This is a genomic window from Microbacterium oxydans (assembly GCF_000956525.1).
GTDB lineage: Bacteria > Actinomycetota > Actinomycetes > Actinomycetales > Microbacteriaceae > Microbacterium > Microbacterium oxydans_A.
Window position 1 is genome coordinate 540,922 of sequence record NZ_JYIW01000026.1, and the last position, 23,272, is coordinate 564,193.

Genomic DNA, 23,272 nt, shown 5'->3' on the forward strand with positions numbered 1-23,272 from the left:
GGGATGTCGGGGGTCCGACCTAGCGTGAGGGCATGCCACCAGCACCTGCACTCCCCGACTGGCTGACCCGCGTCGGAGTCTTCGACCTCGAGACCACCGGGGTCGACGTGACGAACGATCGCATCGTGACTGCCCACGTCGGGGTGCTGGACGCCTCGGGACGACAGATCGCCGCGCGGTCGTGGATGGCGGATCCCGGCGTGCCGATCCCGGACGGCGCGACGGCCGTGCACGGGATCACGACGTCGCACGCACGAGCGCACGGCAGGCCGGCGAGCGAAGTCGTGGCCGATGTGACCGGGGCTCTCCGCTCCCTGCTCTCGCAGGGCGTTCCGATCGTGGCGTACAACGCCGCCTACGACTTCTCGCTGCTCACGCACGAGGCGCACCGGCACGGCATCGAGCCGCTGGCCGACCCCTCCCCGATCATCGACCCGCTCGTGATCGACAAGGCGTACGACCGGTACCGGCGCGGCAAGCGCACGTTGGAGGTCGTGGCCGCGCACTACGCGGTGCCGCTCGAAGGGGCACACGAGGCGTCCGCAGATGCGATCGCGGCCGGACGGGTCGCCCAGGCCCTCGCTCGACAGTTCGAGCTGCCGTCGTCGCTGGTCGAACTGCACACGCGACAGATCGGCTGGGCGAGGTCGCAGGCAGAGAGCCTCACCGAGTACTTCGTGAGCGTGGGGCGACTCGACCCGGACGACACCCTCGACGGCACCTGGCCGGTACGGATGCCGCAGACCGCTCGCGGGGCCTGACACCGGGAATCGCCACTGCGAGTCAGTCGTCTGCGTCGGGTCGCAGATTCCGGGCAGCCGCCACCTCGTGGCGCTCTCGCTTCGCCTTCTGCGGCAGGGTCACGGTGTCGCGCAACGCGAGACGAGGCTTGTGCTCGGCAGGCTCGTCGCCCTTCAGCTCGCGCGCGCGCTCGACGGCGGCATCGAATTCGACACCACCCAGCAGGGCCATGTTCGCGATCCACAGCCACAGCAGGAAGACGATGATGCCGGCGAGCGAGCCGTAGATCCGCTCGTAGTTCGCGACGTTCGAGGTGTAGAGGCTGAACAGCAGGCTCGCGAGCAGCAGCACGACGAGCGTCGAGGTCGCGCCGAAGGTCATCCAGCGGAATCGCGGATGCCGCACGTTCGACGAGAAGTACGACAGGCAGGCCAACGCGAGCACGACGACGAACACGAGCAGTGGCCAGCGCACGATGCGCCAGGTGATGAGCACGGCATCGCCCCACCCGAGCTGGTCGTCGATCGCCTGCAGCACCCGGTCGGACACGCCGACCACGACCACGACCACGGCGATGATCCCCGCGACGAGCAGCGCGAGGGCGATGGCCAGATGCGTCACCCGCATCCTCCAGAGCCGTCGTCCCTCGTCTGCGCGGTAGACGAGGTTCATCGCACGGCTGAACGCAGCCACGTAGCGACTGCCGCTCCAGAGCGTGAGGGCGATGCCACCGAGCAGGGCGATCCAGGCGATCGATGACGATGCCAGCTCATCGATGAGGTCCATCGCGATGTCGGCGGTCCGTGCCGAGGCGAGCGTCGACACGAGGCCGACCACGAGGCGCAGCAGCTCGGAATCGGTTCCGAGCAGGCTCACGAGCGAGACGACGACCATGACCGCAGGGATCAGTGCGAGGATCGCGTAGAACGTGAGCCCCGCCGCTCGGTCAGGGCATTGGTCCGTGACGAATCGACGGACGACGGACCGTGCGACGAACCTCCAGGACTCGGCGTCGAGGTCGGTGACCGTCTTCCGTGCCATGCCAGCATCCCGCCTTCCGTTCGTGGACTCCGCAGATCATCCTCCCCTGTTTCGAGCCGCACGCTCGACACGGAGCGCCCGACGCCCGGCCGGCTGGAGGAATGTCCGCTGATACCGGTATTCTGCTGCGGCGCCCGTCCGCTGGGCAGCAGGAGAGAGGATCGGCAGTGCGTTTCAGTTCGCGTGATGTCACCCGGGTGGAGACCACGTGGAAGGACTATGTGCCCTCCGCGGTGCTTCGGCGGGTCGATCCGGGTCGGTTCCGGTTCGACTGGCACTCCGAGACGCTCGCTGGGGCGAGTCTGGTGCATTACCGGCTCGCAGCGGAGATCCGATCCTCCGCCGAGCCGGAGGATCAGCTGCTCGCCTGCCGTGTCGAGGCGTCCGATGCCAGCGTGTGGTCAGGGCGCATCGACCTCGACCCGAGCGAGCCGTGGTTCACCGATGGGGCGCAGGTGAACGCCCGGTGGGATCGCGATGCCGATGTTCGCGCTTTCGTGTTCGACCGTGCGGCGGTGCAGGCGTTCGCCCGGCAGGTGTCCGGAGATGATCGGCTGGTCGTCCGCGTTCAGAGCCTGCGTCCTCGCAGCGCATCGGCGGCAGCCGGGTGGGAGCGCGCGTTCGGCTACCTGGAGCAGAGTGCAGCCGATCTCGGGGACGCGGATGCGCTCCTGCGAGCAGAGCTGGGGCGTCATGCGCTGGCGGTGACCCTGAGCACGTTCGCCACCACACTGCTGACTGACACCGACCGGCCGGTGCAGACGGGACCCACACCCGCGTCGGTCAGACGCGCGCTCGCCTACATCAGCGAGAACGCACATCGTGCGATCACGGTCGACGATGTCGCTGCAGCCGTCCACATGTCCACCCGGGGGCTGCAGTACGCGTTCCGACGCTCCTTGGATGCGACTCCGGCCGAGTCCCTTCGGCGTGCGCGCCTCGAGGGGGCGCACCAGGAGCTCCGCACCGACGTCCAGGACTCGGTCGCCACGATCGCCCGCCGGTGGGGTTTCGCGCATCCCTCCCGGTTCGCCGCTGCCTATCGAGCGGCGTACGGCGAGCATCCCTCGCAGACTCGCCGCCGCGCCGGGTGATGACAGAACACGCACGTTCTGCGCACGCCGGCCGCGCGTCGGACCCCTGGGTGCAAGGTCCACTCGGCGCGACCGTAGAGTGAAGCTGTGGGCAGTCTCTATTACGGCAATGATGATGAACCGATCCAGGTCGAGGATCGCGCGCTCGCGCACCTCAAAGTCGTGATCGCCACCAAGCTGCGCCGGAATGAGAGCTTCACGCTCTCCTGGCGGCATCTCGACAGCGATCCAGCGGGGCGGTCGACCATCTGGCTGCATCCGTCGATTCCGTTGCGATTCGTCTTCCAGGAACCGGAGACTCCCGAGCTCAGCCGTTCGTGGATCGAGGCGCTCGCGCACTCCGCGAACTCGAGCGGCGGCATCACCCTGGTCGAGGAGCACCTCGAGGTCTCCCCCGGATGATCCCGAGCGGGTGAGACAGCCCGCTCACCCGGCGCTCGCCGCCTCAGACGTAGATGCCCCGGTCTTCCATGAAGCTCACGGGGTTCGTGTAGCGGCCGTTGATGTAGACCTCGAAATGCAGGTGGCAGCCGAACGAACGTCCGGTGTCACCGGCGTATGCGATGACCTGCCCGGAACTCACCCACTGCCCGTTGCGCACCAGGATGCCGCCAGGCTTGATGTGCGCGTAGCCGGTACTGACACCACCGCCGTGTTGGATGCGGATGTAGTTGCCGTAGTTCCCGTTGCCGCCTGCATAGTCGACCGTCCCTGAGTTCGCCGCGTAGATGGGCGAACCGCACCCGTTGGCGAGATCCGCGCCGTAGTGGAAGCTCGACGAGCAGCCCTGTGAACCGCAGATCGGCGTCCTCGGCCCGTAGCTGGAGCTGCGGGCACCACCGTGCGGACGAACCCAGCCACCGCTTCCGGGGTTGCCACCGCCACCGCCGCCTGCCGCGGCGGCTGCTGCCTCGGCGTCTCGCCGGGCCTTCTCCTCCGCGGCTCGCGCCGCGACGCCTGCCTGATAGCCCGCAACGGTCTGGGTGGTCGTGTCCTTCAGCGCCGCGAGCTGCGCCTGCATGGTCTCGAGGTTCGCAGCCTGCTCGTCGAGTGCAGCCTGTGCGGCGTCGGCCGCCTGCTGCGCCACGACCATCTTCTGCTCTGCGATCTGCTGCAGTCGATCACGCTCGTCCCGCGCGACCTTCGCCTGATCCGTGAGCGACTGTGCCGTGTTCCGTGCCGCGACCGCGGTGTCGTAGACCGACTGGTTGTACTCGAGGAACTTGTCCATCGTGCCCAGCCGCGACAGCAGGTCGTCCGCATTGTCCGCGGAGCCTGCGAACAGGAGCTTGAGGGAGGTGTCATCGCCGCCGTTGCGGTAGATCTGCGAAGCAACCTGACCGGCCTTCCGAGCCGACGCATCTGCGATCCCGGTCTGCTCGTCGGCCCGCGCCTGCAGCTCGTCGGCCTTGGTGATCGCGGCGAAGAACGCCTGCTGCGCGTCATAGAACTCGTTCGACGCCACTTCAGCCGCAGCCTGCGTTTCGGCGACCTTCTGGGTCAGGGACTGGATCAGCCCCTCGATCCGAGTGACCTCGGCGGCCTTGGCTGCCTCGTTGTCCTTCGCGCGCTGCACGTCGTCCCAGCTGGGGTAGGAGGCGGCATAGGCGACGGAGACACCCGAGCCGACGCCGAACGCCGCGAGCGCGGCGACGCCGATGATGCCGAGCCCGAACGCACCGCGGCGGCTGACCTTCAGCTTCCAGAACGAGTCGCGCTCATCGAGCGTCGGTGCGCACCCGCAGTCCTCGGATGCCGCTGCCGCTGCATCCTTCGCGATCTGATCGTTCACACGGCCCCTTCGATGGTTCTGCGGATGCCGCGGCACGACGACTCCACGATTCGTGCGGGAGCTGTCGGCGCCAGCGGACACTTGCGCATCCATCGTCCCCCGGATCCGGAGCGGGAGGACCGCGGCTCGCCCTCGACGTCGATATCCGGCGAGTGCGCGGCGAACAGGACGGACGCAGATCGAACGGTAGGGCGGGTGGGACTTGAACCCACGATCGTCGGGTTATGAGCCCGCTGCCTTCACCAGCTTGGCCACCGCCCCCTGTGCCCCCAGCCTAGCGGGGTGAACGTCGTCAGATCGGTGCGGCAGCGGCGTGCGTCCGCTGGTGTCCGAGGTAGATGTCGGCGTTGGCGAGGAGGCCGGCGCGCTCCGAATCGTCGAGCGACCGTCGCACCTTCGCCGGCACGCCGGCGACGAGCGAACCATCGGGGATCTCGGTGCCGCCGAGCACGACCGCGCCCCCGGCGATCAGACATCCTGCACCGATCACGGCGCCGCTCAGGACGACCGCGCCCATGCCGATCAACGAGCCGTCGCCGATCGTGCAGCCGTGCACGACGGCGTTGTGCCCGATCGACACCTTCGAACCGATCACGACGGGGTGGCCGTCATCGACATGGACGGAGACGTTGTCCTGCACGTTGCTGTCGGCGCCGATCGTGATCGTGGCGGAATCAGCACGAAGGACGGCGTTGTACCAGACGCTGGATCCGGGTTCGAGGGTGACACCGCCGATCAGTCGCGCTCCATCAGCGACGAACGCCCCGTCGGCGATGCTCGGGGTGGCGTGCGGCAGTGCGAGGACGGATGCTCCCGATGCGATGCTCATACGGCGAGCCTACCCTCAGAACCGCGAGATTCCGCGGGAAATCAGGGCGGTAAGCGGAGCCTCAGCTTGCTTGCGGAATGTCTGAGGCTGAGTAGCGTTGTGTTCAAGACATACGAATTGGCACCCTGGAGGAGCACATCATGAGCAAGGTACACACCGTTTCCACCACCGCCAGCGACCCGACCGTGGCTGCGGCCGCAGCGCAGTTCCTCTCGCCGGTCGTCCTCGGGCTCGAAGCCCTCACCGTCAACGGCAAGCAGGCCCACTGGCACGTCCGCGGAGCCAACTTCATCGGCGTCCACGAACTCCTCGACACCATCGTCGCCCACGCGGGTGACTTCGCAGACACCGCTGCAGAGCGCATCGTCGCTCTCGGCCTCCCGATCGACGCCCGTCTGAGCACGGTCGCCGCGAAGGCCGGCACCAGCGCCGTGCCCGCCGGCTTCACGCAGTCGGATGAGCTCGTCCGCGCCGTCATCTCCGACATCGATGCGATCCTGGTCGACGTCAAGGCGGCGATCGACGGACTCGACGAGGTCGACCTGACCAGCCAGGACGTCGCGATCGAGATCATGCGCGGACTCGAGAAGGACCGCTGGTTCCTCGTTTCGCACATCGCCGCGTAACGACCGAACGCAGCGGAGAGGCCCCGGGATTCGTCCCGGGGCCCTTCCGCTGTCTCCAGCAGCATCGTGCGTCTCGGTCAGGAGATGTGAGTGAGCCGTCCGGCGAGCACCGTGCCCGCGACGGGCATCGTCCGCAGCTGCTCCCCCGTCGCGGTCTGCGGATCCTTTCCGCACACCACGATGTCTGCGACCTCGCCAGGTCGAAGTGACGAACGGATGCTCGCTGCCACCGCATCATCGATGCGCAGCCGTTCCTCGGGATGCCAAGGCTCTCGTTCGCCGTCGGTCCGCGAGACGGCGGCGGCGATCGCCTGCCATGGATCGAGGGGCGCGACCGGAGCATCCGAACCGAACCGGATCTCCACTCCGGCGTCGCGCAGCGAGGCGAGCGGGTATCCGATCGACGTCTGCTCACTCCAGAGCCGGCTCACCAGGTCGCGGTCGTCGAGCGCGTGCTGCGGCTGCACGCTCGCGATGACGCCGAGGCGCGCGAACCGAGCGAGGTCCGCGTGGCGCACGAGCTGGGCGTGCTCGATCGTGCCGGTGGCTCCCGTGAGCGTGATCGCGTCGAGCGCCGCGGTCGTCGCCCGGTCGCCGATCGCATGCAGTGCGACGCCGAGCCCCGCACCGGTCGCGGTGAGCAGCAGGTCGAAGAGCTCATCAGGCTGCACGTTGAGGGCGCCGTGGTTGTGCGGGTCATCCGGATAGGCATGCGAGCATGCGGCGGTCCGGGTGCCGAGCGAGCCGTCGGTGATGACCTTGAGCGGGCCGACGCGGATGAGTCCCCGAGCCCCGCCTGATGCATCCGGCACCTCGCAGAGCTCCCCGGTCCGCAGCCCAGCGGCGATCGCGCGCTGCAGGTCGGCCGGGTAGACAGCGAACTCCACCCGATGGGCCGCGAAGCCGTCTGCGACGCGGCGCGGCCAGGCATCCGCGTTCCAGGCCATGTCGAAATCGACGAGCCCTGTCACGCCACGGGTCGCTGCGCGCTCACCCGCCGTGCGCACCGCGCGGTCGACGTGCTCCGGGTCGACCGCGTTGAGCCGGCGGGAGATCTCGAACGCGTCGTCTTCGCGGAGCATGCCATCCGTGCTGGCGAATCCCTCGCGACGCAGCGCGGCGCTGTTCAGCCACACGCTGTGCACGTCCGCATTGATCAGGTAGGTCGGGACGCTGCCGGTCGCGCGATCGAGCACCTCGAGCGTCGGCGAGTCCAACCACAACGCGTCCCGGAAGCCGCTGCCGATCCGCCGGCCGTCAGGGAGTGGCACCACCCGAGCCATGTGCGACGCGGCCTCGGCCGCGGACGTCATGGTGTCGAGCGGCTCGCGCTCGGACGCGAGCGCCCACTGCACGGTGTGCACGTGGTTGTCCCACAATCCGGGGATCGCCCAGGCGCCCTCGGCATCCAGCACCTCGCCCGCCGCGCGGAGCGCTCCGGTCGGGGCGATGTCGACGATGAGTCCGTCGGCGATCTGGAGGTCGACCGGCTCATCGTCGATCAGGAACTCCCGGCCGGGTCCGGCGATGCGCACGGCCCTGACCATCGACACCGAATCACCGATCGCGGTCACGAGGCGGCGTTCCTGCCGGCCGCGTTCGTCCTGGCATCCTGCGCGCGACGCATCTCTGCCGCGAGGGCCGGATTCGCGAACGGGCCGTCACCGTCGAGTTCGCCGATCACGGTCTCGATCGTCTCCACGGGCTTGTTCTGACTGAGCTTCCGCTTCGCGACGACCCTGGTCGGCGTCAGCCGGAAGCCCACGGTGCCTGCGGCGAGCCGATGCACGAAGGCAGGATCGTTCGGGCGCTCCCACATGCCCCGCGGGTCCGGCATCCGGCCCTCGAAACGGTCGACCAGTCGGTCGAGCACCTGGAGGTTCTCCTCTGGACTGAGGATCTCCGGTACGCCGGCGAGGTGCACTGCGGTGTAGTTCCAGGTGGGGACAGCCTGCACGTCGCCGTACCAGCCGGGCGAGATGTAGCCATGCGGTCCCTGGAAGGCGACGAGCAGCTCGCGCTCTCCCAACCCGTGGATCAGATCGTCAGGACGCCCGACATGCGCGACGATCGTGAGGTCATCGCGGTCGTCGTCGAGCAGGACCGCGTAGTGCGAGGCGACGAGCCCTTCCGAGCCGTCGCTCACGATCGTGGCCCACGGATTCGCCTCGATCACGCGGCGGATCTCCGCGATGTCGGCAAGCGTGAAACTGGGGTTCTGGCGCATCCTCCCAGCCTAGAACGCGTGCACCCCGACCGGTGCGCACGCCCCGCTCACGCCTGGCAGCGAGGGCACCAGTAGAGCTTGCGTGCGCCGATCTCCTCGAGTGCGATCTCCGTGCCGCACACCCGGCACGGCAGACCGGCGCGGTGATACACCCAATGGCGATCGTCGCGGCTGGCCATCGCCGCACGGTACTGGTCGGACGACAGATCGTCCATCGTCATCATCTGCCCGGTCTCGACCCCGATCGCGAGGAGCCGCACCCAGTCACGCCAGAGCTCTCGGACGATCTCCTCCGGCACATCGCGACCGGGCGTGTGCGGGTTCAGGCGCTGACGGAACAGCATCTCGGCCCGATAGACATTCCCGATCCCGCTGACGACCGCCTGGTCCATCAGCAGCAGCGCGATCACCGTCGGCTTCTTGCGCACGGCTCTGACGAAGCGCTCCTCGTTCTCGACCGGATCGCCGACCAGCGGGTCCGGCCCGAGCCGCGCCACGGTCGCGAGCATCTCCTCCGGCGTCTGCAGCACGCAGGCGGTGGGCCCTCGCAGGTCAGCGGCGGTGATGTCGGTGAGAAGCCGGAGGCGCACCTGACCCACGATCGGCGGTGGCCATTCGTCGTCCTCCGGCGCGAGCCCTCTGGTCTGCTCCGACATGCGCACGTGCACGCGGGTGCGCCGCGGTGCGCCGATCGAAGCGAGTGAGTTCTCGCCTGCGTCGTCGAGGATCGGCCCCTCCTGGTCGAGGAGGTCGGTGCCGCGCTGATTCGTCTGTCCCATCCGGCCGTTCGCCGAGGCGATCGTCGGGTCGACCAGGATCTCGCCGGCGAAGTCCCATGCGCCGTACAGGCCGAGATGCACCCTGAGCCACAGGTCGCCCTCCGTCTCGAGGAACATCTGCTTGCCGACGGCCTGCACGCTGACGGCAGTGCGTCCGTCGAGCTCCCCCGCTCCCTCGGCGAAACGACCCTGGGGGCTCGATGCACTGAGCGTCTTGCCGACGAAGTTGCGGTCGAACTGCCGCGCGATGCGGTGGACGGAGTGCCCCTCCGGCATCTCAGGCCCTCGGATCCGGGAGCAGCGAGCCGTCGCGCTCGAAGTCGGCGATCTGTGCGATCCGGCGCGCGTGCCGCTCGTTACCGGAGAACGGCGTGGCGATGAAGCGGTCGATCAGCGCCGTGACCTCATCGAACGTGTGCTGGCGGGCGCCGATCGCGATCACGTTGGCGTCGTTGTGCTCTCGGGCGAGCTCTGCAGTCGAAAGGTTCCAGACCAGAGCTGCACGAATCCCCTCGACCTTGTTGGCGGCGATCTGCTCGCCGTTGCCCGACCCTCCGAACACGATGCCGAGGGTCTCGACACCGGCCGCCTGGTCGCGGACGACCGCCTGGGCCGCGCGGATGCAGAACGCGGGATAGTCGTCCACCGCGTCGTATACGATCGGTCCGTGGTCGACGACCTCGTGCCCTGCGGCGCGGAGGTGATCCTGCAGCTGCGTGGAGAAGTCGAGACCGGCGTGATCGGTGGCGATGTGGATGCGCATGGCATCCATCCTAGAAGCGGCGGAGCTCAGCGTGACGTCAGGGCGCGATGCCGGACGCTGCGGGCTTGAATCCGGCGCGGATGTTCTCGCAGCAGCCGGGACGGCAGACGTCGAAGGCGCCGGGGAGATCCGTGACGTGCGGGCGCTCGGCGTTCGGGCGACCCTGCAGGCGTTCCTCGATCAGGTCGACGATGCCGGCGACGAAGGTCGGGGACACACCGGGGGTCGGCGTGCGGGTGAAGGCCAGCCCGGCCTCATCCGCTGCCTCGGCCGCCTCGGTGTCGAGGTCCCAGAGCACTTCCATGTGGTCGCTCATGAACCCGACAGGGACGACCGCCACCGCCTTTCGCCCCTTCGCGGGGAGCTCTCCGATGACGTCGCAGACGTCCGGCTCGAGCCACGGCTGCGAGGCGGGGCCGGAGCGGGACTGGTAGACCAGCTGCCACGCGACGTCCTCGGTCCCCGGCACGGTCTGACGAACCCGGTCCATGACCCACGCGGCCACGGCCAGGTGCTGGGCTGCGTATGCGCCGCCCTCACCCCACTCGATGTCGCGGGCGCCGGAGCGCTCGGCATCAGCGGTCGGGATGCTGTGCGTCGAGAAGAGGATCTCGATGTCCGCCGCCGCGATGCCGTCAGCGAGGAACGTCTCGACCGCCTCGCGCACGCCCGTCTCGAACGCGTCGACGAAGCCGGGGTGGTCGTAGAACGGGCGGATCTTGTCGATCGTGACTGTGTCCCCGAGCTTCGTGTCCTCGAGTACGCGAGCGAAGTCCTCGCGGTACTGACGGCAGCTGGAGAACGAGCTGTAGGCGCTCGTCGCGAAGGCGAGCAGCGTCGTGTTGCCGTCTTCGGCGGCGGTCGTGACGACCTCCTCCAGATACGGACTCCAGTTGCGGTTGCCCCAGTACACGGGGAGATCGATGCCGCGGCGGCGCAGTTCGTCTTCCAGTGCCGTCTTGAGCACGCGGTTCTGGCCGTTGATCGGGCTCACGCCGCCGAAGTGACGGTAGTGGTGCGCGACCTCCTCCAGACGCTCGTCCGGGATGCCACGACCACGCGTGACGTTGCGGAGGAACGGGATGACATCGTCCTGGCCTTCCGGTCCGCCGAATCCGGCGAGCAGGATGCCGTCGTAGGCGACCGGGGTCGTCACGTAGGGCTCGCCGCTCGCGGCGGCTGCAGAAGCGAAGGGGACGATGTTCGAGGCGGTCGCGGTCACCCTCTCATTCTTTCACCTCCAGGAAGCGAAGGCGCACGCCCGGCTGGCGTAGGCTGTCATGGTTGCCGTCGGCGCCAACTGCGCCAACCCCCGGCGACATCCCCTCACCCCTGGGAGTACCGCTGTGCCTGGAGAGAACCTCACCCGTATCGAAGCGCAGGAGCGCCGCGACGTCGTCGACACGCAGTCGTACGAGGTCGCACTCGATCTGACGAAGGGTTCGGAGGTCTTCGGATCGCGGAGCGTCGTGCGCTTCACCGCGACGCCCGAGAGCTTCACGTTCATCGACCTCATCGCCCGCGACGTGCGCGAGATCTCGCTCAACGGAGAGCAGCTCGATCCGAGCGAGGTGTTCGCCGACTCGCGCATCGCGCTCACCGGTCTGCAGGCCGAGAACGTGCTCGTCGTCGACGCCGACTGCGAGTACACGAACACCGGCGAGGGGCTGCACCGCTTCGTCGACCCCGTCGATGACGAGGTCTATCTCTACTCGCAGTTCGAGGTGCCTGATTCCCGCCGCGTGTTCGCGGTGTTCGAGCAGCCCGACCTGAAGGCGACGTTCCAGTTCACGATCACGGCGCCGGCAGCATGGAAGGTCGTCTCCAACTCCCCCACGCCCGAGCCGATCGTCCATGACGACGACTCGATCGCGACATGGGGCTTCGAGCCGACGCCGCGGATCTCCTCGTACATCACGGCGCTCGTCGCCGGTCCGTACGAGTCCACGTTCTCGGAGCTGACCAGTGCGTCCGGCGACGTCATCCCGCTCGGCGTCTACGGTCGCAAGAGCCTGTGGCAGCACCTCGACGCCGACTACATCTTCGACAAGACCCGCGAAGGCTTCGCCTACTACGAGTCGAAGTTCGGCGTGCCGTACCCGTTCGCGAAGTACGACCAGCTCTTCGTCCCGGAGTTCAACGCCGGTGCGATGGAGAACGCCGGTGCGGTGACCTTCACCGAGACGTACGTGTTCCGCAGCAAGGTGACGGATGCCGTCAAGGAGCGTCGCGTCGTCACGATCCTGCACGAGCTCGCCCACATGTGGTTCGGCGACCTCGTCACCATGAAGTGGTGGAACGACCTCTGGCTGAACGAGTCGTTCGCCGAATGGGCGTCGACGATCGCCACGGCCGAGGCCACCGAGTGGACCGAGGCGTGGACCACGTTCAACGCGATGGAGAAGACCTGGGCCTACCGCCAGGACCAGCTCCCCTCGACGCACCCGATCGTCGCCGAGATCAACGATCTCGAAGACGTGCAGGTGAACTTCGACGGCATCACCTACGCCAAGGGCGGATCGGTGCTGAAGCAGCTCGCCGCCTGGGTCGGCATCGAGGCGTTCTTCGGCGGCGTCTCGCAGTACTTCCAGAAGCACTCCTGGGGCAACACCGAGCTGAGCGACCTGCTCGTCGAGCTCGAGGCCACGAGCGGCCGCGATCTCAGCACCTGGTCGAAGAAGTGGCTCGAGACCGCCGGCGTCAACACGCTCGAGCCCGTCATCGCCGACGACGCGAACGGCGTGATCTCGCGCTTCGCCGTCACGCAGACGGCTCCAGCCGACTACCCCACGATCCGCCCGCACCGCCTCGGCATCGGCTTCTACACGCTGCGCGACGGAGCGCTCACCCGCACCCACTACGTCGAGGTCGACGTCGACGGCGACCGCACCGAGGTGCCTGAGCTGCAGGGCATCCAGCGTCCCGACCTGGTGCTGCTGAACGACAACGATCTCGCCTACGCCAAGATCCGTCTCGACGAGCAGTCGCTGGCCACTGCGATCGCGCACCTCGCCGACATCAGCGACCCGCTCGCCCGCTCCCTCGTCTGGGGCGCTGCCTGGGACCAGACCCGCGACGCCGAGACGCCGGCATCCGACTACATCGACCTCGTGCTCGGCAACATCGGCCGCGAGACCGAGTCCACCACGGTGCGCACCACGCTCGCGCAGCTGCGCACGGCGGCGACTCTGTACGTCGAACCGGCGAACCGTCACGAGGCGCGCCTCAAGGTCGCCGACGGTCTCTGGGCGCTGGCGGAATCCGCCGAAGCGGGCAGCGACAGCCAGTTGCAGTTCGTCACGGCATTCGCGAACGCGCTGGTCACCCCCGAGCACGCCGGGATCATCGGACGTCTGCGCTCCGGTGAGGAGACGCTGCCCGGTCTCGAGATCGACGCGGACCTGAGCTGGCAGCTGCTGGTCGGACTCGCCACGATCGGCGCGACGGATGCGTCGAAGATCGATGCCGCTCTCGCCGCGGACAACACCGCCAAGGGCGGGGAGTTCGCGGCCCAGGCTCGTGCGGCGCTCCCCGACTCGGCTTCGAAGCGGGCCGCATGGGCGTCGCTGATCGAGCGCGACGATGCTCCGAACACGATCGTGCGTTCGGCTGCGCTCGGCTTCGTGCATCCCGCAGGCGCCGAGGTGCTCGCCGAGTTCGTGCCGGCGTACTTCGACATGCTGCTCCCCATCTGGGAGTCCCGCAGCTACCAGATCGCCCAGTACCTGGTGGTCGGGCTGTTCCCGACGGCGCTCGCGAACCTCGAGCTCCGCGACACCACGCGCGCCTGGCTCTCAGCGAATCAGGACGCAGCACCTGCGCTCCGTCGTCTGGTGCTGGAGAACCTCGCCGACGTCGAGCGCTCGCTCGCGGCGCAGTCCCGCGACACCGAGGACTGATCCCTTCGACGATGTCCGGCTGACGGGCTCAGCGACCCGCTCCCGGGTTGCTGAGCCCGTCGAAGCATCCAGCCCGTGCAGAGGCCCGATCGCTAGGATCTGGGAGTGATGTTGATTCCCTTCGAAGTCGACCCAGACGCACCAGCGACCACCCTCCCGATCTGGTGGGAGAACACCCTCGGCGTCCTCGCGAAGGTGGGCGGCCGGGCTCTGACCATCGCGATCATCATCGTCAGCTGCTTCCTCATCGCGCTGGTGCTGCGGGTCGTCATCCGTCGCGTCGTGCACCGCATCGTCGACAGCGCGAAGAGCAAAGCGGCGGTCGACGACACCCAGGCGCTCGAACGCTCGCCGCTGGCCGACATGCGCCTCGTGCAGCGCACGCGCACACTGGGCTCGATCCTGCAGAACATCGTGAATGTGATGCTCGTCGTCATCGCGCTCGTCCTGATCGTGAACGCGATCGACAACGCCCTGCTCGGCTCGCTGACGCTGCTCACCGCAGCGGTGGGCGCGGGCCTCGGTTTCGGTGCCCAGAACATCGTGAAGGACGTGCTCAACGGCATCTTCCTGGTGGCCGAGGACCAGATCGGTATCGGCGACGTCGTCGATCTCGGACTCGCGAGCGGCGTCGTGGAGTACGTGAGCGTCCGCATCACCCAGGTACGTGATGTGAACGGCACACTCTGGTACGTCCGCAACGGCGAGGTCACCCGCATCGGCAACATGTCGCAGGGCTGGGCAAGGGCGATCATCGACATCGGCGTGCAGCCGGACTCCGACCTCGAGCAGGTCGAAGCGACCATGCTCGAGACCGCGATCGGGCTCTCGAAGGAACCGAAGTGGCGCACGCGCATCGTCGAGAAGCCCGAGCTCTGGGGGCTGGAGTCCATCGACGGCGACGCGCTCGTGGTGCGCATCGTGATCAAGGCACGAGCCAACGCGAAAGACGATGTCGCCCAGGAACTCCGAAAGCGCCTGCGCGCAGCGCTGCTCGAGAAGGAGATCGGTCTGCCGAGCATGTCCACGGTCGTGCCGACGGGTCTCGAGGGCGCGAGGCGCGTGCGCGGCGCCAATCCTCCGAAGACACGACCCAACGCCGTGACCGGCGTGCCGCTGATTCCCGACCGCGGGATCTGGCGACGCAAGAAGCAGCAGTCCGACGACGGGAGCACCCCCAAGTGACGTTCTACGACGAGGTCGGCGGACGCGAGACGTTCGCGAAGATCGTCTCGGTGTTCTACCGGGAGGTCGCCCTCGACCCTGTCCTCAAGCCCATGTACCCGGAAGAGGATCTCGGGCCGGCAGAGGAGCGTCTGCTGCTCTTCCTCGAGCAGTACTGGGGCGGACCGACGACCTACGGCGAGACGCGTGGCCACCCGCGACTGCGGATGCGGCACATGCCCTTCCGCGTCGACCCGGACGCCCGCGATCGTTGGTTGCGACACATGCGCACCGGGATCGACGAGGCGCAGTTGTCGCCCCTGCACGAAGCCACGCTCTGGGACTACCTGGAGCGCGCGGCATATGCCATGGTGAACACACTCGAGGCTTCAGGAATCGGAACCGCCGCAGACGGCCGTCCGACGCTCGAAGCCCGCTCACGTCAGGGATCAACGGAGAACACATGACGAATGCGCCCCTGTCCACGGATGTCCTGGTCATCGGATGGGGGCTGGCGGGTCTCGTCGCCGCCGTCGAAGCGCTGGACGCCGGGAAACGTGTCGTGGTGATCGACCAGGAGCCGCGGACGAACCTCGGCGGCCAGGCGTGGTGGTCGTTCGGAGGACTGTTCTTCGTCGACTCGCCAGAGCAGCGACGCATGGGCATCCGCGACTCGATCGAGCTCGCGACCGAGGACTGGTTCGGCAACGCCGGCTTCGACCGGCCGGAGGACGAGTGGCCGCGCCGATGGGCAGAGGCGTATCTGCAGTTCGCCGCCGGCGAGAAGCGATCGTGGCTGCGCGAGCGCGGCGTCGGATTCTTCCCGGTCGTCGGGTGGGCGGAGCGCGGCGGCTACGGCGCGATCGGTCCCGGCAACTCCGTTCCGCGCTTCCACATCACGTGGGGCACGGGTCCCGGCATCGTCGCCCCGTTCGCTGCGGCTCTGGAACAGGCTGAGCGGGAGGGACGGGCGACCATCCTCCCCAGGCATCGCGTCGAAGCCCTGGTCACCACGGACGGTGTCGTCATTGGTGCACGCGGCCGGGTGCTCGTGTCGAGCGGCGCTCCGCGAGGCGTCGAGTCGTCGCGCGAGGCCATGGGTGAGTTCGAGATCACCGCGTCCGCCACCATCGTCGCCTCCGGCGGAATCGGCGGCAACCACGAACTCGTCCGAGCCACCTGGCCAGAGCGCCTCGGCACGCCTCCGACACACATGCTGACCGGTGTCCCCGCGTACGTGGACGGCTCGATGCAGTCGGTCAGCGCGGAGGCCGGCGCACGGCTGATCAACGGCGATCGCATGTGGCATTACGTCGAAGGCATCACCAACTGGGATCCGGTCTGGCCCTCCCACGGCATCCGCATCCTGCCAGGACCATCATCGCTGTGGCTCGATGCGACGGGCAAGCGGCTTCCGGGCCCCCTGTTCCCGGGTTTCGACACGCTCGGAACGCTCGCGCATTTGCGTGCCACAGGTCACGACCACTCCTGGTTCGTCACCTCGCGGCAGATCGTCGAGAAGGAGTTCGCCCTCTCCGGCAGCGAGCAGAACCCCGATCTGACCGGCAAGGACGTCGGACTGCTGTTGAAGTCGCGCCTCGCGAAGGGACCGACCGGACCGGTGCAGTCGTTCCTCGACGAAGGTGAGGACTTCATCGTCGAGAACGACCTCGAATCGCTGCTCGAACAGATGCAGCGGCATCCGGGCGGCGAACTCCTCGACATCGACAACGTGCGCCGCGAGGTCGTCGCACGCGACCGGGAGATGGACAACGACTTCACGAAGGACGCCCAGATCAGCATGCTGCGCTCCATGCGCAGCTATCGCGGAGACAAGCTGATCCGCACCGCTCCCCCGCACCGCCTGCAGGACCCGGCGGCCGGTCCGCTGGTCGCCGTGAAGCTGCACGTCCTGACCCGCAAATCGCTCGGCGGCATCAACACCGACCTCGACGGCCGCGCTTTGGCTGCGGACGGCACGCCGATCCCTGGGTTGTATGCGGCGGGCGAGGCGAGCGGTTTCGGTGGTGGCGGCGTGCACGGCTACCGAGCGCTGGAGGGCACCTTCCTCGGCGGGTGCCTGTTCTCCGGGCGCCAGGCCGGGCGCGCGGCGGCAGCGGGCTGATCCGCTAGTCGGCGGATCCGGTGCCGCGCACCGCGGTGAGGCCGGAGGCGACGGGGCCACGCGACAGCACATGGCCGCGTCGGAACGCCAAACGCGTCCATCGTCCGGACTGCGTCACCGGCACCTGTTCTTCGCCGGAGATGAACCCGAGCGCGTCGGCGGCGAAGGCGACGCCCCGGGGAAGCCCGGCGAGGTCCTCATCGGGCTCGCCCCAGATCGCGGCCCGAAGCGCGCGGACGGCCTCTTCTCCTGCCCCGGGTGTTGCACCGTGTGCGACAGCAGAGATGCCCCACTGCGCGCGCTGGGCGATCGTGGATGCCGGCAGCGCGGTGACGGACACCCAGTCGGAACGCGGCGGCGCGATGCCCGCCCAGGACGGCGACAGGCCGGTGTCGGGCAGGGCGAGACTGCGGTCATCCGCACCTGTGCCGAGCTCGGCCACGACGATGTCGCATTGGAGCTCCGGGTCGGCGTGCACGATCCGCATCGCGAGGATGGTCGGCGTCTGGTCGAACAGCCCGTGCGGGGCGAGCGCAGCGGTGCTGAGCGCGAGCACCCCGTTGGCCGCCTGCAATCGCACGCCCTCGTCGCCGATCCGCGACGCCCTCCCGACGAAGGTCAGGACGTCTTTGGACGTCTCGGCATCGGCGAGCAGAAGCTGGTGGGGCACGCGTTCTAAACTATCAACCGTGCCGTACCTGCGGTCGCGGAAGGGATGACATGAGCGCCGAGAACCACGCGGCTCGAACCGTCGAGCAGCTGCTCGACGTTCTCGATCTCGACACGACGCAGGCTCGCACGACGGAGGACATCTTCACCGGCGCCTCGCATCCGATGCCGAGTGGACGCATCTACGGCGGTCAGGTGCTGGCACAGAGCCTGATCGCGGCGGAGCGGACACTGCCGGAGGATCGACCGGTGCATTCGATGCACGGCTATTTCCTTCGTGCTGGAGACGCCACGCAGGGCATCACGATCGCAGTCGACCGCATCCACGACGGCCGCTCGTTCTCGACCCGGCGTTCGCAGGCGTATCAGAACGGCGTGCCGATCTTCTCGATGATCGCCTCCTTCCAGGATGAGGACCCCGGCGTCGAGCACGCGGAGGCGATGCCCAGTGGCATCCCGGACCCTGAGACCCTCGTTCCGGATGAGGATCGCGTTGACGGGCTGCCTGCGGGGACGACCCGGATGCTGAGCGAGCGCGCTGCCGACATCCGGCATATCGATCACCCGCTGTATCTGCCGAGCCCGGACGAGAAAGTCCCGCGCCAGGGCGTGTGGATGCGGATGCGCGCACCGATGCCCGACGATCCTCGGCTGCACCGCGCGGCGCTCGCCTACCTGAGCGACATGACGATCCAGGAGTCGATTCTGCGCGCACACGGCGTGTTCTGGGCGCTGCCGGGGCTGAAGGTCGCGAGCCTGGACCACGCGATGTGGTGGCATCGGCCCGCGCGGGTCGACGAGTGGCTGCTGTACGTGCAGGAATCCCCGAACGCGCGCGGTGGTCGCGGACTCGCCACCGGACGCATCTACGCGCGCGACGGCGCCCTGGTGGCGAGCGTCGCCCAGGAGATCATGATCCGGGTTCCGGCGCGCGACTGAGCGGAGCGTGCTGAGATCGCGCCGCCTCAGCGGTGTGCTCTAGCGGTGGGCGTATTCGATCGAGGGGCCCACGAAGGGCTCCCACGCGTCGCGCATCTCCTGCGTCAACCGCGTCGGGCGGCCGGATGCCGCGTCGACCAGCACGATCACCGCTGTCGACCGCGCGTAGATCTGGCGCGGTTCGGCCGTCGGATCGTTGTGCACCTCATAGCAGACCTCGACACTGGAGCCGCCGAGCTTGCCGAACCACATCTGCACTTCCAGCGGGCGCCGCTGATACGGCACCGGCGCGAGATACTCGATCTCCTGCCTGGCGATGAGGGTCAGGATGCCCTCGTCGAGTCCCGAATCGAGGACTGCGGTCGACGGCGCGACCTCACCTGGGCCGGCCCGCCAGAACGCTCGCACGCGTGCTTCCTCGAGCAGTTTGAGCATCGAGGTGTTGTTGACGTGATTGAACGCATCCAGATCGCCCCAACGGAGCTGGATCGGGATGTGCAGGCGCGGCCCTGGTGCCGATTCGGTCATCGTGTCTGTTCCTGAACCAGCGGAGGGATCAGTCGCGAGTCAGCTTGCGGTGCGTCGAACGGTGCGGCTTCGCGGCATCCGCTCCGAGGCGCTCGATCTTGTTCTCCTCGTAGGCTTCGAAGTTGCCCTCGAACCAGTACCACTGGCCCGGCTTCTCGTCAGTGCCCTCGTAGGAGAGGATGTGCGTCGCGATGCGGTCGAGGAACCACCGGTCGTGGGTGATGACCACGGCACAGCCGGGGAACTCGAGCAGCGCGTTCTCGAGCGAGCTCAGGGTCTCGACGTCCAGGTCGTTGGTCGGCTCGTCGAGGAGCAGCAGGTTGCCGCCCTCTTTCAGCGTCAGCGCGAGGTTGAGACGGTTGCGCTCACCACCGGAGAGCACGCCGGCCTTCTTCTGCTGGTCCGGTCCCTTGAAGCCGAACTTCGAGACGTAGGCCCGCGAGGGGATCTCGGTCTTGCCGACGGTGATGTAGTCGAGTCCGTCCGACACGACCTCCCACAGCGTCTTGTTCGGGTCGATGTTCGAGCGGGACTGGTCGACGTAGCTGATCTTGACCGTCTCGCCGACCTTCAGGTCTCCGCCGTCGAGCGGCTCGAGGCCGACGATCGTCTTGAACAGCGTGGTCTTTCCCACACCGTTCGGTCCGATCACGCCGACGATGCCGTTCGGCGGCAGGTTGAAGCTCAGGCCATCGATCAGCACGCGGCCGTCGAATCCCTTCTGGAGCTTCTTCGCGTCGATGACGATGCCACCCAGACGCGGACCTGCGGGGATCTGGATCTCGTCGAAGTCGAGCTTCCTGGTCCGCTCGGCCTCCGATGCCATCTCCTCGTAGCGCGCGAGACGAGCCTTGGACTTGGTCTGACGGCCCTTGGCGCTCGAGCGCACCCACTCGAGCTCCTCCTTGAGGCGCTTCGCGAGCTTGGCGTCCTTCTTGCCCTGGACCTCGAGGCGTTCGCCCTTCTTCTCCAGGTACGTCGAGTAGTTGCCCTCATAGCCGATGAGACGGCCGCGGTCGACCTCGGCGATCCACTCGGCGACGTGGTCGAGGAAGTACCGGTCGTGGGTGATCGCGATGACCGCACCCTTGTATGCCTGCAGGTGCTGCTCGAGCCACAGCACGCTCTCGGCGTCGAGGTGGTTGGTGGGCTCATCGAGGAGCAGGAGGTCGGGCTTCTGCAGGAGCAGCTTCGCGAGCGCGACGCGACGCTTCTCACCACCCGACAGCGGAGCGATGGCAGCATCGGCCGGCGGCGTCCGCAGTGCGTCCATCGCCTGGTCGAGCTGCGAGTCGAGGTCCCAGCCGTCCGCGGCGTCGATCTCCTCCTGCAGCGTGCCCATCTCGGCGAGCAGCGCGTCGAAGTCAGCGTCGGGCTCGGCCATCAGCAGGGAGATCTCGTTGAAGCGGTCGACCTTCGGCTTGATCGCGATGCCGTCCTGGATGTTCTCGATCACGGTCTTCGACTCGTCGAGCTCCGGCTCCTGCATCAGGATTCCGACGCTGAACCCGGGCGAGAGCTTCGCCTCGCCGTTCGACGGCGTGTCGAGGCCGGCCATGATCTTGAGGATCGTCGACTTACCGGCACCGTTCGGACCGACCATGCCGATCTTGGCTCCCGGGAGGAACGCCATGGTGACGTCATCGAGGATGAGCTTCTCACCAACCGCCTTGCGCGCACGAACCATCGAGTAGATGTACTCAGCCATACCGTTTCAACACCCTTTGCTGCTCAGACCTGAACCTGCCGTCACGCCGCAGACGCGGCGCGGAAATCCTCCCTAAGACTACCTCCGGTCGGCAGTCCGGCGATGCCTCTGGACAGAGATCGAGCCTCGTCGCCGTGTGGCGAGACGACGTGTCACCAGTCGATCGGACGCGTCGTCCCGATCAGGCAGCGGCCTTCGGCGAGCTGTGGCATCACGGCGGTGACGACCTGCCCCGTCGACGGACCGACCTGACCGATCAGGCACTCCTTCTCTCCCCAGCGCACCGAGAACTGCAGGCTTTCCGCCGGGTTGCCGACGGTCGACGCGTCTTGGGTCACCTGCATGTCGGCGCGGTCGAAGCCGGCCGCGGTCAATGCGTCGATGTACGACCGGCCAGCGCCACGTGATTCCGTACCCCACACGCTGTCAGCGGTCGCGGTGAAGATCGGGAGGTTGTCCTCGGCGGTGCCGTCGGGGAGGAAGACGGGACCGGAAGGCGTCGCCGTCGCCTCGGGGCCCGATTCAGTGGCTGTCGGTCGCGGCTCCGGCGTCGGTGCGCACGAGACGAGTGTCAGCACCACTGCCACAGCTGCGAACGTCACGGCCGTCAGCCGCGGGGCGGAAGAGCTGGTTCGTCGGAGCACGACCCGATTCTACGTGGCGGGCTGCATCGATCAGCTGACTGCAGCCCGCCGGCGCGGAGATCTCGTTCGAACTCAGTACGTGACGCCTGCCGCCGCCTCAGAATCCGTTCTCGCTGGCGCGATCGACCACGACGTGTCGAGTGCCAGTGCATCGTCGTCGCGCGACGTCGGATCGGCGGAGGTCTCGTGATCGTTCTCGGCGGCGTCGTACTCCTGTTCCTCGCGCTCCTGTGCATCGGGTGCCCCGCGGGACGGGCCGTCGTTGCCGGCGGCGCGGGATGCACGAAGGAACGCCGTCGTGCCACGACGAAGATCATGACCGATCGCGTCTGCATCGATGTCGATGCTCGTGCCGCTCTTGCCGTTGCTCTCCCACGTGCGGATCTTGAGTCTGCCGGTGACGATCACGCTGTCTCCGCAGCGCAGCGATGCCTTCGCATGCTCCCCGAGCTGGCGGAAGGCCGCGACCGAATACCAGTTCGTGCTCGCGTCGACCCAGGTCTGGGTCGCAGGGTCGAGTCGTCGATGGGTGCTCGCGACGCGGAAGTTCGTGACAGGGATACCGCTCGGCGTACGGCTCTGGGTCGGGTCGGTGGCGACGTTGCCCAGGATGGTCAGGGTGTCGGACATGTTCTCTCCTCGGAAGCCGGGGCGAGGCCCGGATGGATCGAGGATGCGCCGTTCGCCACCCGTTCGACGTGCGTGAACACGGTGGCTGTGGAGAGTTCACCGCATCACCATCGCGGTGCATGAGGAGCGGATGCGTGCCGCGTCGACGGTCGCCAGGCGTCGGCGGCGCAAATGTCGGTGGTCGGTCATATGTTCGAAGCACGAAAGGAGAACGACATGCACGACACCAAGACCGCACCGCTTCCCGACATCCCCTACGCCTCGCCGCCGCTGGCATCGTCGCGCGAACACCTCGTTCGCGCGTCGGACCACCTGTGGCGCGTACTCGACAGATCAGACCGAGTGCTCGGGCATCTCCGCATCGTCGCAGATCCTCTCGGACTCAAGTATCGCGCTGAGCGTCTGCATCTCGGCACTGGCACCTTCCGGGTCGTCGGCGAGTTCTGGCGTGCGGATGACGCTGTCTCGACCCTTCGGTATTCCTGACTGGCGAGAGAGCACCGAGACCCCAGTTCCCAGGATCGATGGGCGCGCCAACAGCCGTCGGAATACCGATGATGCACGGAGGCCGGTAGCCTTATGAGGACCCCTCGTAGCTCAATGGATAGAGCAACGGCCTTCTAATCCGTCGGTTGCGCGTTCGAGTCGCGCCGAGGGGACCATCACTTCCTTCGGCGACGTTCTACGCGTGCTGCCCGGCGCACGCCTCGCACTCGTCCGCGCACCACCTGTTCCCGTGCGCCGTCGCGCGGGCTTCATCCCGACCGGGCCGCGACTGTCAAGGCACTGGTCGAGTCCGTGCTCCCGGCCCACAGTGGAACCCACATCGACGAAGGGATTCACATGAGCAGCACCGATCGGAACGACATCAGCACCGAGCCCTCCCCCGGCCCCGAGGAGAACGACAACCTCGGAGCAGAAGACGGCAAGGGCACGCCGCCGACCGTCCCGCCGACAGACAGCGGTGACGAGACGGGCGGTCCTGACGAGGACGGCGGCGTGAGCGACACGACGCAGCCCGACCAGGACTGATCGCCTGGCGAACCCCTCGAATGCCGCATCATGGTCTGCGCA

Annotated in this window: 24 protein-coding genes and 2 tRNA genes; 12 read left to right on the forward strand and 14 right to left on the reverse strand. The window is 67.8% G+C overall.

Going from position 1 to position 23,272, the window contains the following annotated elements; translation table 11 throughout:
* Positions 1 to 32: 32 nt before the first annotated feature.
* A complete protein-coding gene (locus RS83_RS15220) occupies positions 33 to 761 on the forward strand; it encodes a 3'-5' exonuclease (RefSeq protein ID WP_045280331.1) in 729 nt (242 codons plus the stop codon).
* Between the two features lie 22 nt (positions 762 to 783).
* On the opposite strand, the gene RS83_RS15225 is transcribed toward RS83_RS15220, so the two are convergent.
* Positions 784 to 1,782 (reverse strand): YihY/virulence factor BrkB family protein, encoded by a 999-nt coding sequence (locus tag RS83_RS15225; RefSeq protein WP_045280332.1) that lies wholly within the window; start codon positions 1,780 to 1,782, stop codon positions 784 to 786.
* 167 nt (positions 1,783 to 1,949) lie between these two features.
* On the opposite strand from RS83_RS15225, the gene RS83_RS15230 reads away from it, so the two are divergent.
* Complete coding sequence (locus tag RS83_RS15230) at positions 1,950 to 2,876, forward strand: helix-turn-helix transcriptional regulator (protein WP_045280333.1); 927 nt, start codon at positions 1,950 to 1,952, stop codon at positions 2,874 to 2,876.
* A gap of 87 nt (positions 2,877 to 2,963) precedes the next feature.
* A complete protein-coding gene (locus RS83_RS15235) occupies positions 2,964 to 3,278 on the forward strand; it encodes a hypothetical protein (RefSeq protein ID WP_045280334.1) in 315 nt (104 codons plus the stop codon).
* A 43-nt stretch (positions 3,279 to 3,321) separates the two neighbouring features.
* Here the strand turns inward: RS83_RS15235 and RS83_RS15240 are convergent, their stop codons facing one another.
* The 3 genes from RS83_RS15240 to RS83_RS15250 all read right to left on the reverse strand — a co-directional run bounded on the left by RS83_RS15240 (position 3,322) and on the right by RS83_RS15250 (position 5,497).
* The gene (locus tag RS83_RS15240; protein WP_045280335.1) at positions 3,322 to 4,668 is read right to left on the reverse strand and encodes a M23 family metallopeptidase; all 1,347 of its coding nucleotides are present in this window, start codon (positions 4,666 to 4,668) and stop codon (positions 3,322 to 3,324) included.
* A 187-nt stretch (positions 4,669 to 4,855) separates the two neighbouring features.
* Positions 4,856 to 4,929 (reverse strand) — tRNA-Ile (locus tag RS83_RS15245).
* Between the two features lie 31 nt (positions 4,930 to 4,960).
* The gene (locus tag RS83_RS15250; protein ID WP_045280336.1) at positions 4,961 to 5,497 is read right to left on the reverse strand and encodes a gamma carbonic anhydrase family protein; all 537 of its coding nucleotides are present in this window, start codon (positions 5,495 to 5,497) and stop codon (positions 4,961 to 4,963) included.
* A gap of 140 nt (positions 5,498 to 5,637) precedes the next feature.
* On the opposite strand from RS83_RS15250, the gene RS83_RS15255 reads away from it, so the two are divergent.
* Complete coding sequence (locus RS83_RS15255; RefSeq protein WP_045280337.1) at positions 5,638 to 6,123, forward strand: Dps family protein; 486 nt, start codon at positions 5,638 to 5,640, stop codon at positions 6,121 to 6,123.
* Positions 6,124 to 6,200: 77 nt separating this feature from the next.
* Here the strand turns inward: RS83_RS15255 and RS83_RS15260 are convergent, their stop codons facing one another.
* The 5 genes from RS83_RS15260 to RS83_RS15280 are packed head-to-tail and all read right to left on the reverse strand — an operon-like array spanning position 6,201 to position 11,114.
* Positions 6,201 to 7,670, reverse strand: coding sequence for an amidohydrolase (locus RS83_RS15260; protein ID WP_045280884.1), 1,470 nt, complete (start codon positions 7,668 to 7,670; stop codon positions 6,201 to 6,203).
* Positions 7,671 to 7,693: 23 nt separating this feature from the next.
* The gene (locus tag RS83_RS15265; protein ID WP_045280338.1) at positions 7,694 to 8,350 is read right to left on the reverse strand and encodes an FMN-binding negative transcriptional regulator; all 657 of its coding nucleotides are present in this window, start codon (positions 8,348 to 8,350) and stop codon (positions 7,694 to 7,696) included.
* A gap of 47 nt (positions 8,351 to 8,397) precedes the next feature.
* On the reverse strand, positions 8,398 to 9,405 hold the full coding sequence (locus tag RS83_RS15270) for an Fpg/Nei family DNA glycosylase (protein WP_045280339.1): 1,008 nt from the start codon (positions 9,403 to 9,405) through the stop codon (positions 8,398 to 8,400).
* 1 nt (position 9,406) lies between these two features.
* Complete coding sequence (locus tag RS83_RS15275; protein ID WP_045280340.1) at positions 9,407 to 9,892, reverse strand: ribose-5-phosphate isomerase; 486 nt, start codon at positions 9,890 to 9,892, stop codon at positions 9,407 to 9,409.
* Positions 9,893 to 9,929: 37 nt separating this feature from the next.
* Positions 9,930 to 11,114, reverse strand: a complete 1,185-nt coding sequence (locus tag RS83_RS15280; protein WP_045280341.1) for a ferrochelatase — start codon at positions 11,112 to 11,114, stop codon at positions 9,930 to 9,932.
* A gap of 124 nt (positions 11,115 to 11,238) precedes the next feature.
* Here RS83_RS15280 and pepN point away from each other — a divergent pair, with 124 nt between their 5' ends.
* From pepN to RS83_RS15300, 4 genes are all read left to right on the forward strand, one after another.
* On the forward strand, positions 11,239 to 13,791 hold the full coding sequence (gene pepN, locus RS83_RS15285; protein WP_045280342.1) for an aminopeptidase N: 2,553 nt from the start codon (positions 11,239 to 11,241) through the stop codon (positions 13,789 to 13,791).
* Positions 13,792 to 13,899: 108 nt separating this feature from the next.
* Positions 13,900 to 14,976, forward strand: coding sequence for a mechanosensitive ion channel family protein (locus RS83_RS15290; RefSeq protein ID WP_052679141.1), 1,077 nt, complete (start codon positions 13,900 to 13,902; stop codon positions 14,974 to 14,976).
* Entirely contained in the window at positions 14,973 to 15,422 is a 450-nt protein-coding gene (locus RS83_RS15295) for a globin (RefSeq protein WP_045280343.1), read from the forward strand. The genes RS83_RS15290 and RS83_RS15295 overlap by 4 nt, the downstream gene beginning before the upstream one ends.
* Positions 15,419 to 17,080 carry an FAD-binding dehydrogenase gene (locus tag RS83_RS15300; protein WP_045280344.1) on the forward strand — a complete coding sequence of 554 codons (1,662 nt, stop codon included), beginning with the start codon at positions 15,419 to 15,421 and terminating at the stop codon, positions 17,078 to 17,080. The genes RS83_RS15295 and RS83_RS15300 overlap by 4 nt, the downstream gene beginning before the upstream one ends.
* A gap of 4 nt (positions 17,081 to 17,084) precedes the next feature.
* Here RS83_RS15300 and RS83_RS15305 read toward each other — a convergent pair whose 3' ends face one another.
* A complete protein-coding gene (locus RS83_RS15305; RefSeq protein ID WP_045280345.1) occupies positions 17,085 to 17,750 on the reverse strand; it encodes a hypothetical protein in 666 nt (221 codons plus the stop codon).
* A gap of 50 nt (positions 17,751 to 17,800) precedes the next feature.
* On the opposite strand from RS83_RS15305, the gene RS83_RS15310 reads away from it, so the two are divergent.
* The gene (locus RS83_RS15310; protein WP_045280346.1) at positions 17,801 to 18,688 is read left to right on the forward strand and encodes an acyl-CoA thioesterase; all 888 of its coding nucleotides are present in this window, start codon (positions 17,801 to 17,803) and stop codon (positions 18,686 to 18,688) included.
* Positions 18,689 to 18,727: 39 nt separating this feature from the next.
* Here the strand turns inward: RS83_RS15310 and RS83_RS15315 are convergent, their stop codons facing one another.
* The 4 genes from RS83_RS15315 to RS83_RS18610 all read right to left on the reverse strand — a co-directional run bounded on the left by RS83_RS15315 (position 18,728) and on the right by RS83_RS18610 (position 22,198).
* Entirely contained in the window at positions 18,728 to 19,216 is a 489-nt protein-coding gene (locus RS83_RS15315; RefSeq protein ID WP_045280347.1) for an acyl-CoA thioesterase, read from the reverse strand.
* Positions 19,217 to 19,244: 28 nt separating this feature from the next.
* Positions 19,245 to 20,924: an energy-dependent translational throttle protein EttA gene (ettA, locus tag RS83_RS15320; protein WP_045280348.1), complete on the reverse strand. Its 1,680-nt coding sequence runs from the start codon at positions 20,922 to 20,924 to the stop codon at positions 19,245 to 19,247.
* A 152-nt stretch (positions 20,925 to 21,076) separates the two neighbouring features.
* Positions 21,077 to 21,568, reverse strand: a complete 492-nt coding sequence (locus RS83_RS19155) for a DUF6993 domain-containing protein (protein WP_231587793.1) — start codon at positions 21,566 to 21,568, stop codon at positions 21,077 to 21,079.
* Between the two features lie 72 nt (positions 21,569 to 21,640).
* Entirely contained in the window at positions 21,641 to 22,198 is a 558-nt protein-coding gene (locus RS83_RS18610) for a single-stranded DNA-binding protein (RefSeq protein WP_082071692.1), read from the reverse strand.
* A gap of 216 nt (positions 22,199 to 22,414) precedes the next feature.
* On the opposite strand from RS83_RS18610, the gene RS83_RS15335 reads away from it, so the two are divergent.
* The 3 genes from RS83_RS15335 to RS83_RS15345 all read left to right on the forward strand — a co-directional run bounded on the left by RS83_RS15335 (position 22,415) and on the right by RS83_RS15345 (position 23,230).
* Positions 22,415 to 22,684 carry a hypothetical protein gene (locus tag RS83_RS15335; RefSeq protein ID WP_052679185.1) on the forward strand — a complete coding sequence of 90 codons (270 nt, stop codon included), beginning with the start codon at positions 22,415 to 22,417 and terminating at the stop codon, positions 22,682 to 22,684.
* Between the two features lie 100 nt (positions 22,685 to 22,784).
* A tRNA-Arg gene (locus RS83_RS15340) sits at positions 22,785 to 22,860 on the forward strand.
* A gap of 181 nt (positions 22,861 to 23,041) precedes the next feature.
* Positions 23,042 to 23,230: a hypothetical protein gene (locus tag RS83_RS15345; protein ID WP_045280349.1), complete on the forward strand. Its 189-nt coding sequence runs from the start codon at positions 23,042 to 23,044 to the stop codon at positions 23,228 to 23,230.
* The last annotated feature ends 42 nt before the right edge of the window (positions 23,231 to 23,272 follow it).

Excerpts from the sequence above, each read along its gene's own strand:
- RS83_RS15220 (WP_045280331.1), top strand. The coding sequence starts at position 33 with ATGCCACCAGCACCTGCACTCCCCGACTGGCTGACCCGCGTCGGAGTC.
- RS83_RS15225 (WP_045280332.1), bottom strand. The coding sequence starts at position 1,782 with ATGGCACGGAAGACGGTCACCGACCTCGACGCCGAGTCCTGGAGGTTC.
- RS83_RS15250 (WP_045280336.1), bottom strand. The coding sequence starts at position 5,497 with ATGAGCATCGCATCGGGAGCATCCGTCCTCGCACTGCCGCACGCCACC.
- RS83_RS15255 (WP_045280337.1), top strand. The coding sequence starts at position 5,638 with ATGAGCAAGGTACACACCGTTTCCACCACCGCCAGCGACCCGACCGTG.
- RS83_RS15260 (WP_045280884.1), bottom strand. The coding sequence starts at position 7,670 with ATGGTCAGGGCCGTGCGCATCGCCGGACCCGGCCGGGAGTTCCTGATC.
- RS83_RS15265 (WP_045280338.1), bottom strand. The coding sequence starts at position 8,350 with ATGCGCCAGAACCCCAGTTTCACGCTTGCCGACATCGCGGAGATCCGC.
- RS83_RS15270 (WP_045280339.1), bottom strand. The coding sequence starts at position 9,405 with ATGCCGGAGGGGCACTCCGTCCACCGCATCGCGCGGCAGTTCGACCGC.
- RS83_RS15275 (WP_045280340.1), bottom strand. The coding sequence starts at position 9,892 with ATGCGCATCCACATCGCCACCGATCACGCCGGTCTCGACTTCTCCACG.
- RS83_RS15290 (WP_052679141.1), top strand. The coding sequence starts at position 13,900 with ATGTTGATTCCCTTCGAAGTCGACCCAGACGCACCAGCGACCACCCTC.
- RS83_RS15300 (WP_045280344.1), top strand. The coding sequence starts at position 15,419 with ATGACGAATGCGCCCCTGTCCACGGATGTCCTGGTCATCGGATGGGGG.
- RS83_RS15310 (WP_045280346.1), top strand. The coding sequence starts at position 17,801 with ATGAGCGCCGAGAACCACGCGGCTCGAACCGTCGAGCAGCTGCTCGAC.
- RS83_RS15315 (WP_045280347.1), bottom strand. The coding sequence starts at position 19,216 with ATGACCGAATCGGCACCAGGGCCGCGCCTGCACATCCCGATCCAGCTC.
- ettA (WP_045280348.1), bottom strand. The coding sequence starts at position 20,924 with ATGGCTGAGTACATCTACTCGATGGTTCGTGCGCGCAAGGCGGTTGGT.
- RS83_RS18610 (WP_082071692.1), bottom strand. The coding sequence starts at position 22,198 with ATGTCCGACACCCTGACCATCCTGGGCAACGTCGCCACCGACCCGACC.
- RS83_RS15335 (WP_052679185.1), top strand. The coding sequence starts at position 22,415 with ATGCACGACACCAAGACCGCACCGCTTCCCGACATCCCCTACGCCTCG.
- RS83_RS15345 (WP_045280349.1), top strand. The coding sequence starts at position 23,042 with ATGAGCAGCACCGATCGGAACGACATCAGCACCGAGCCCTCCCCCGGC.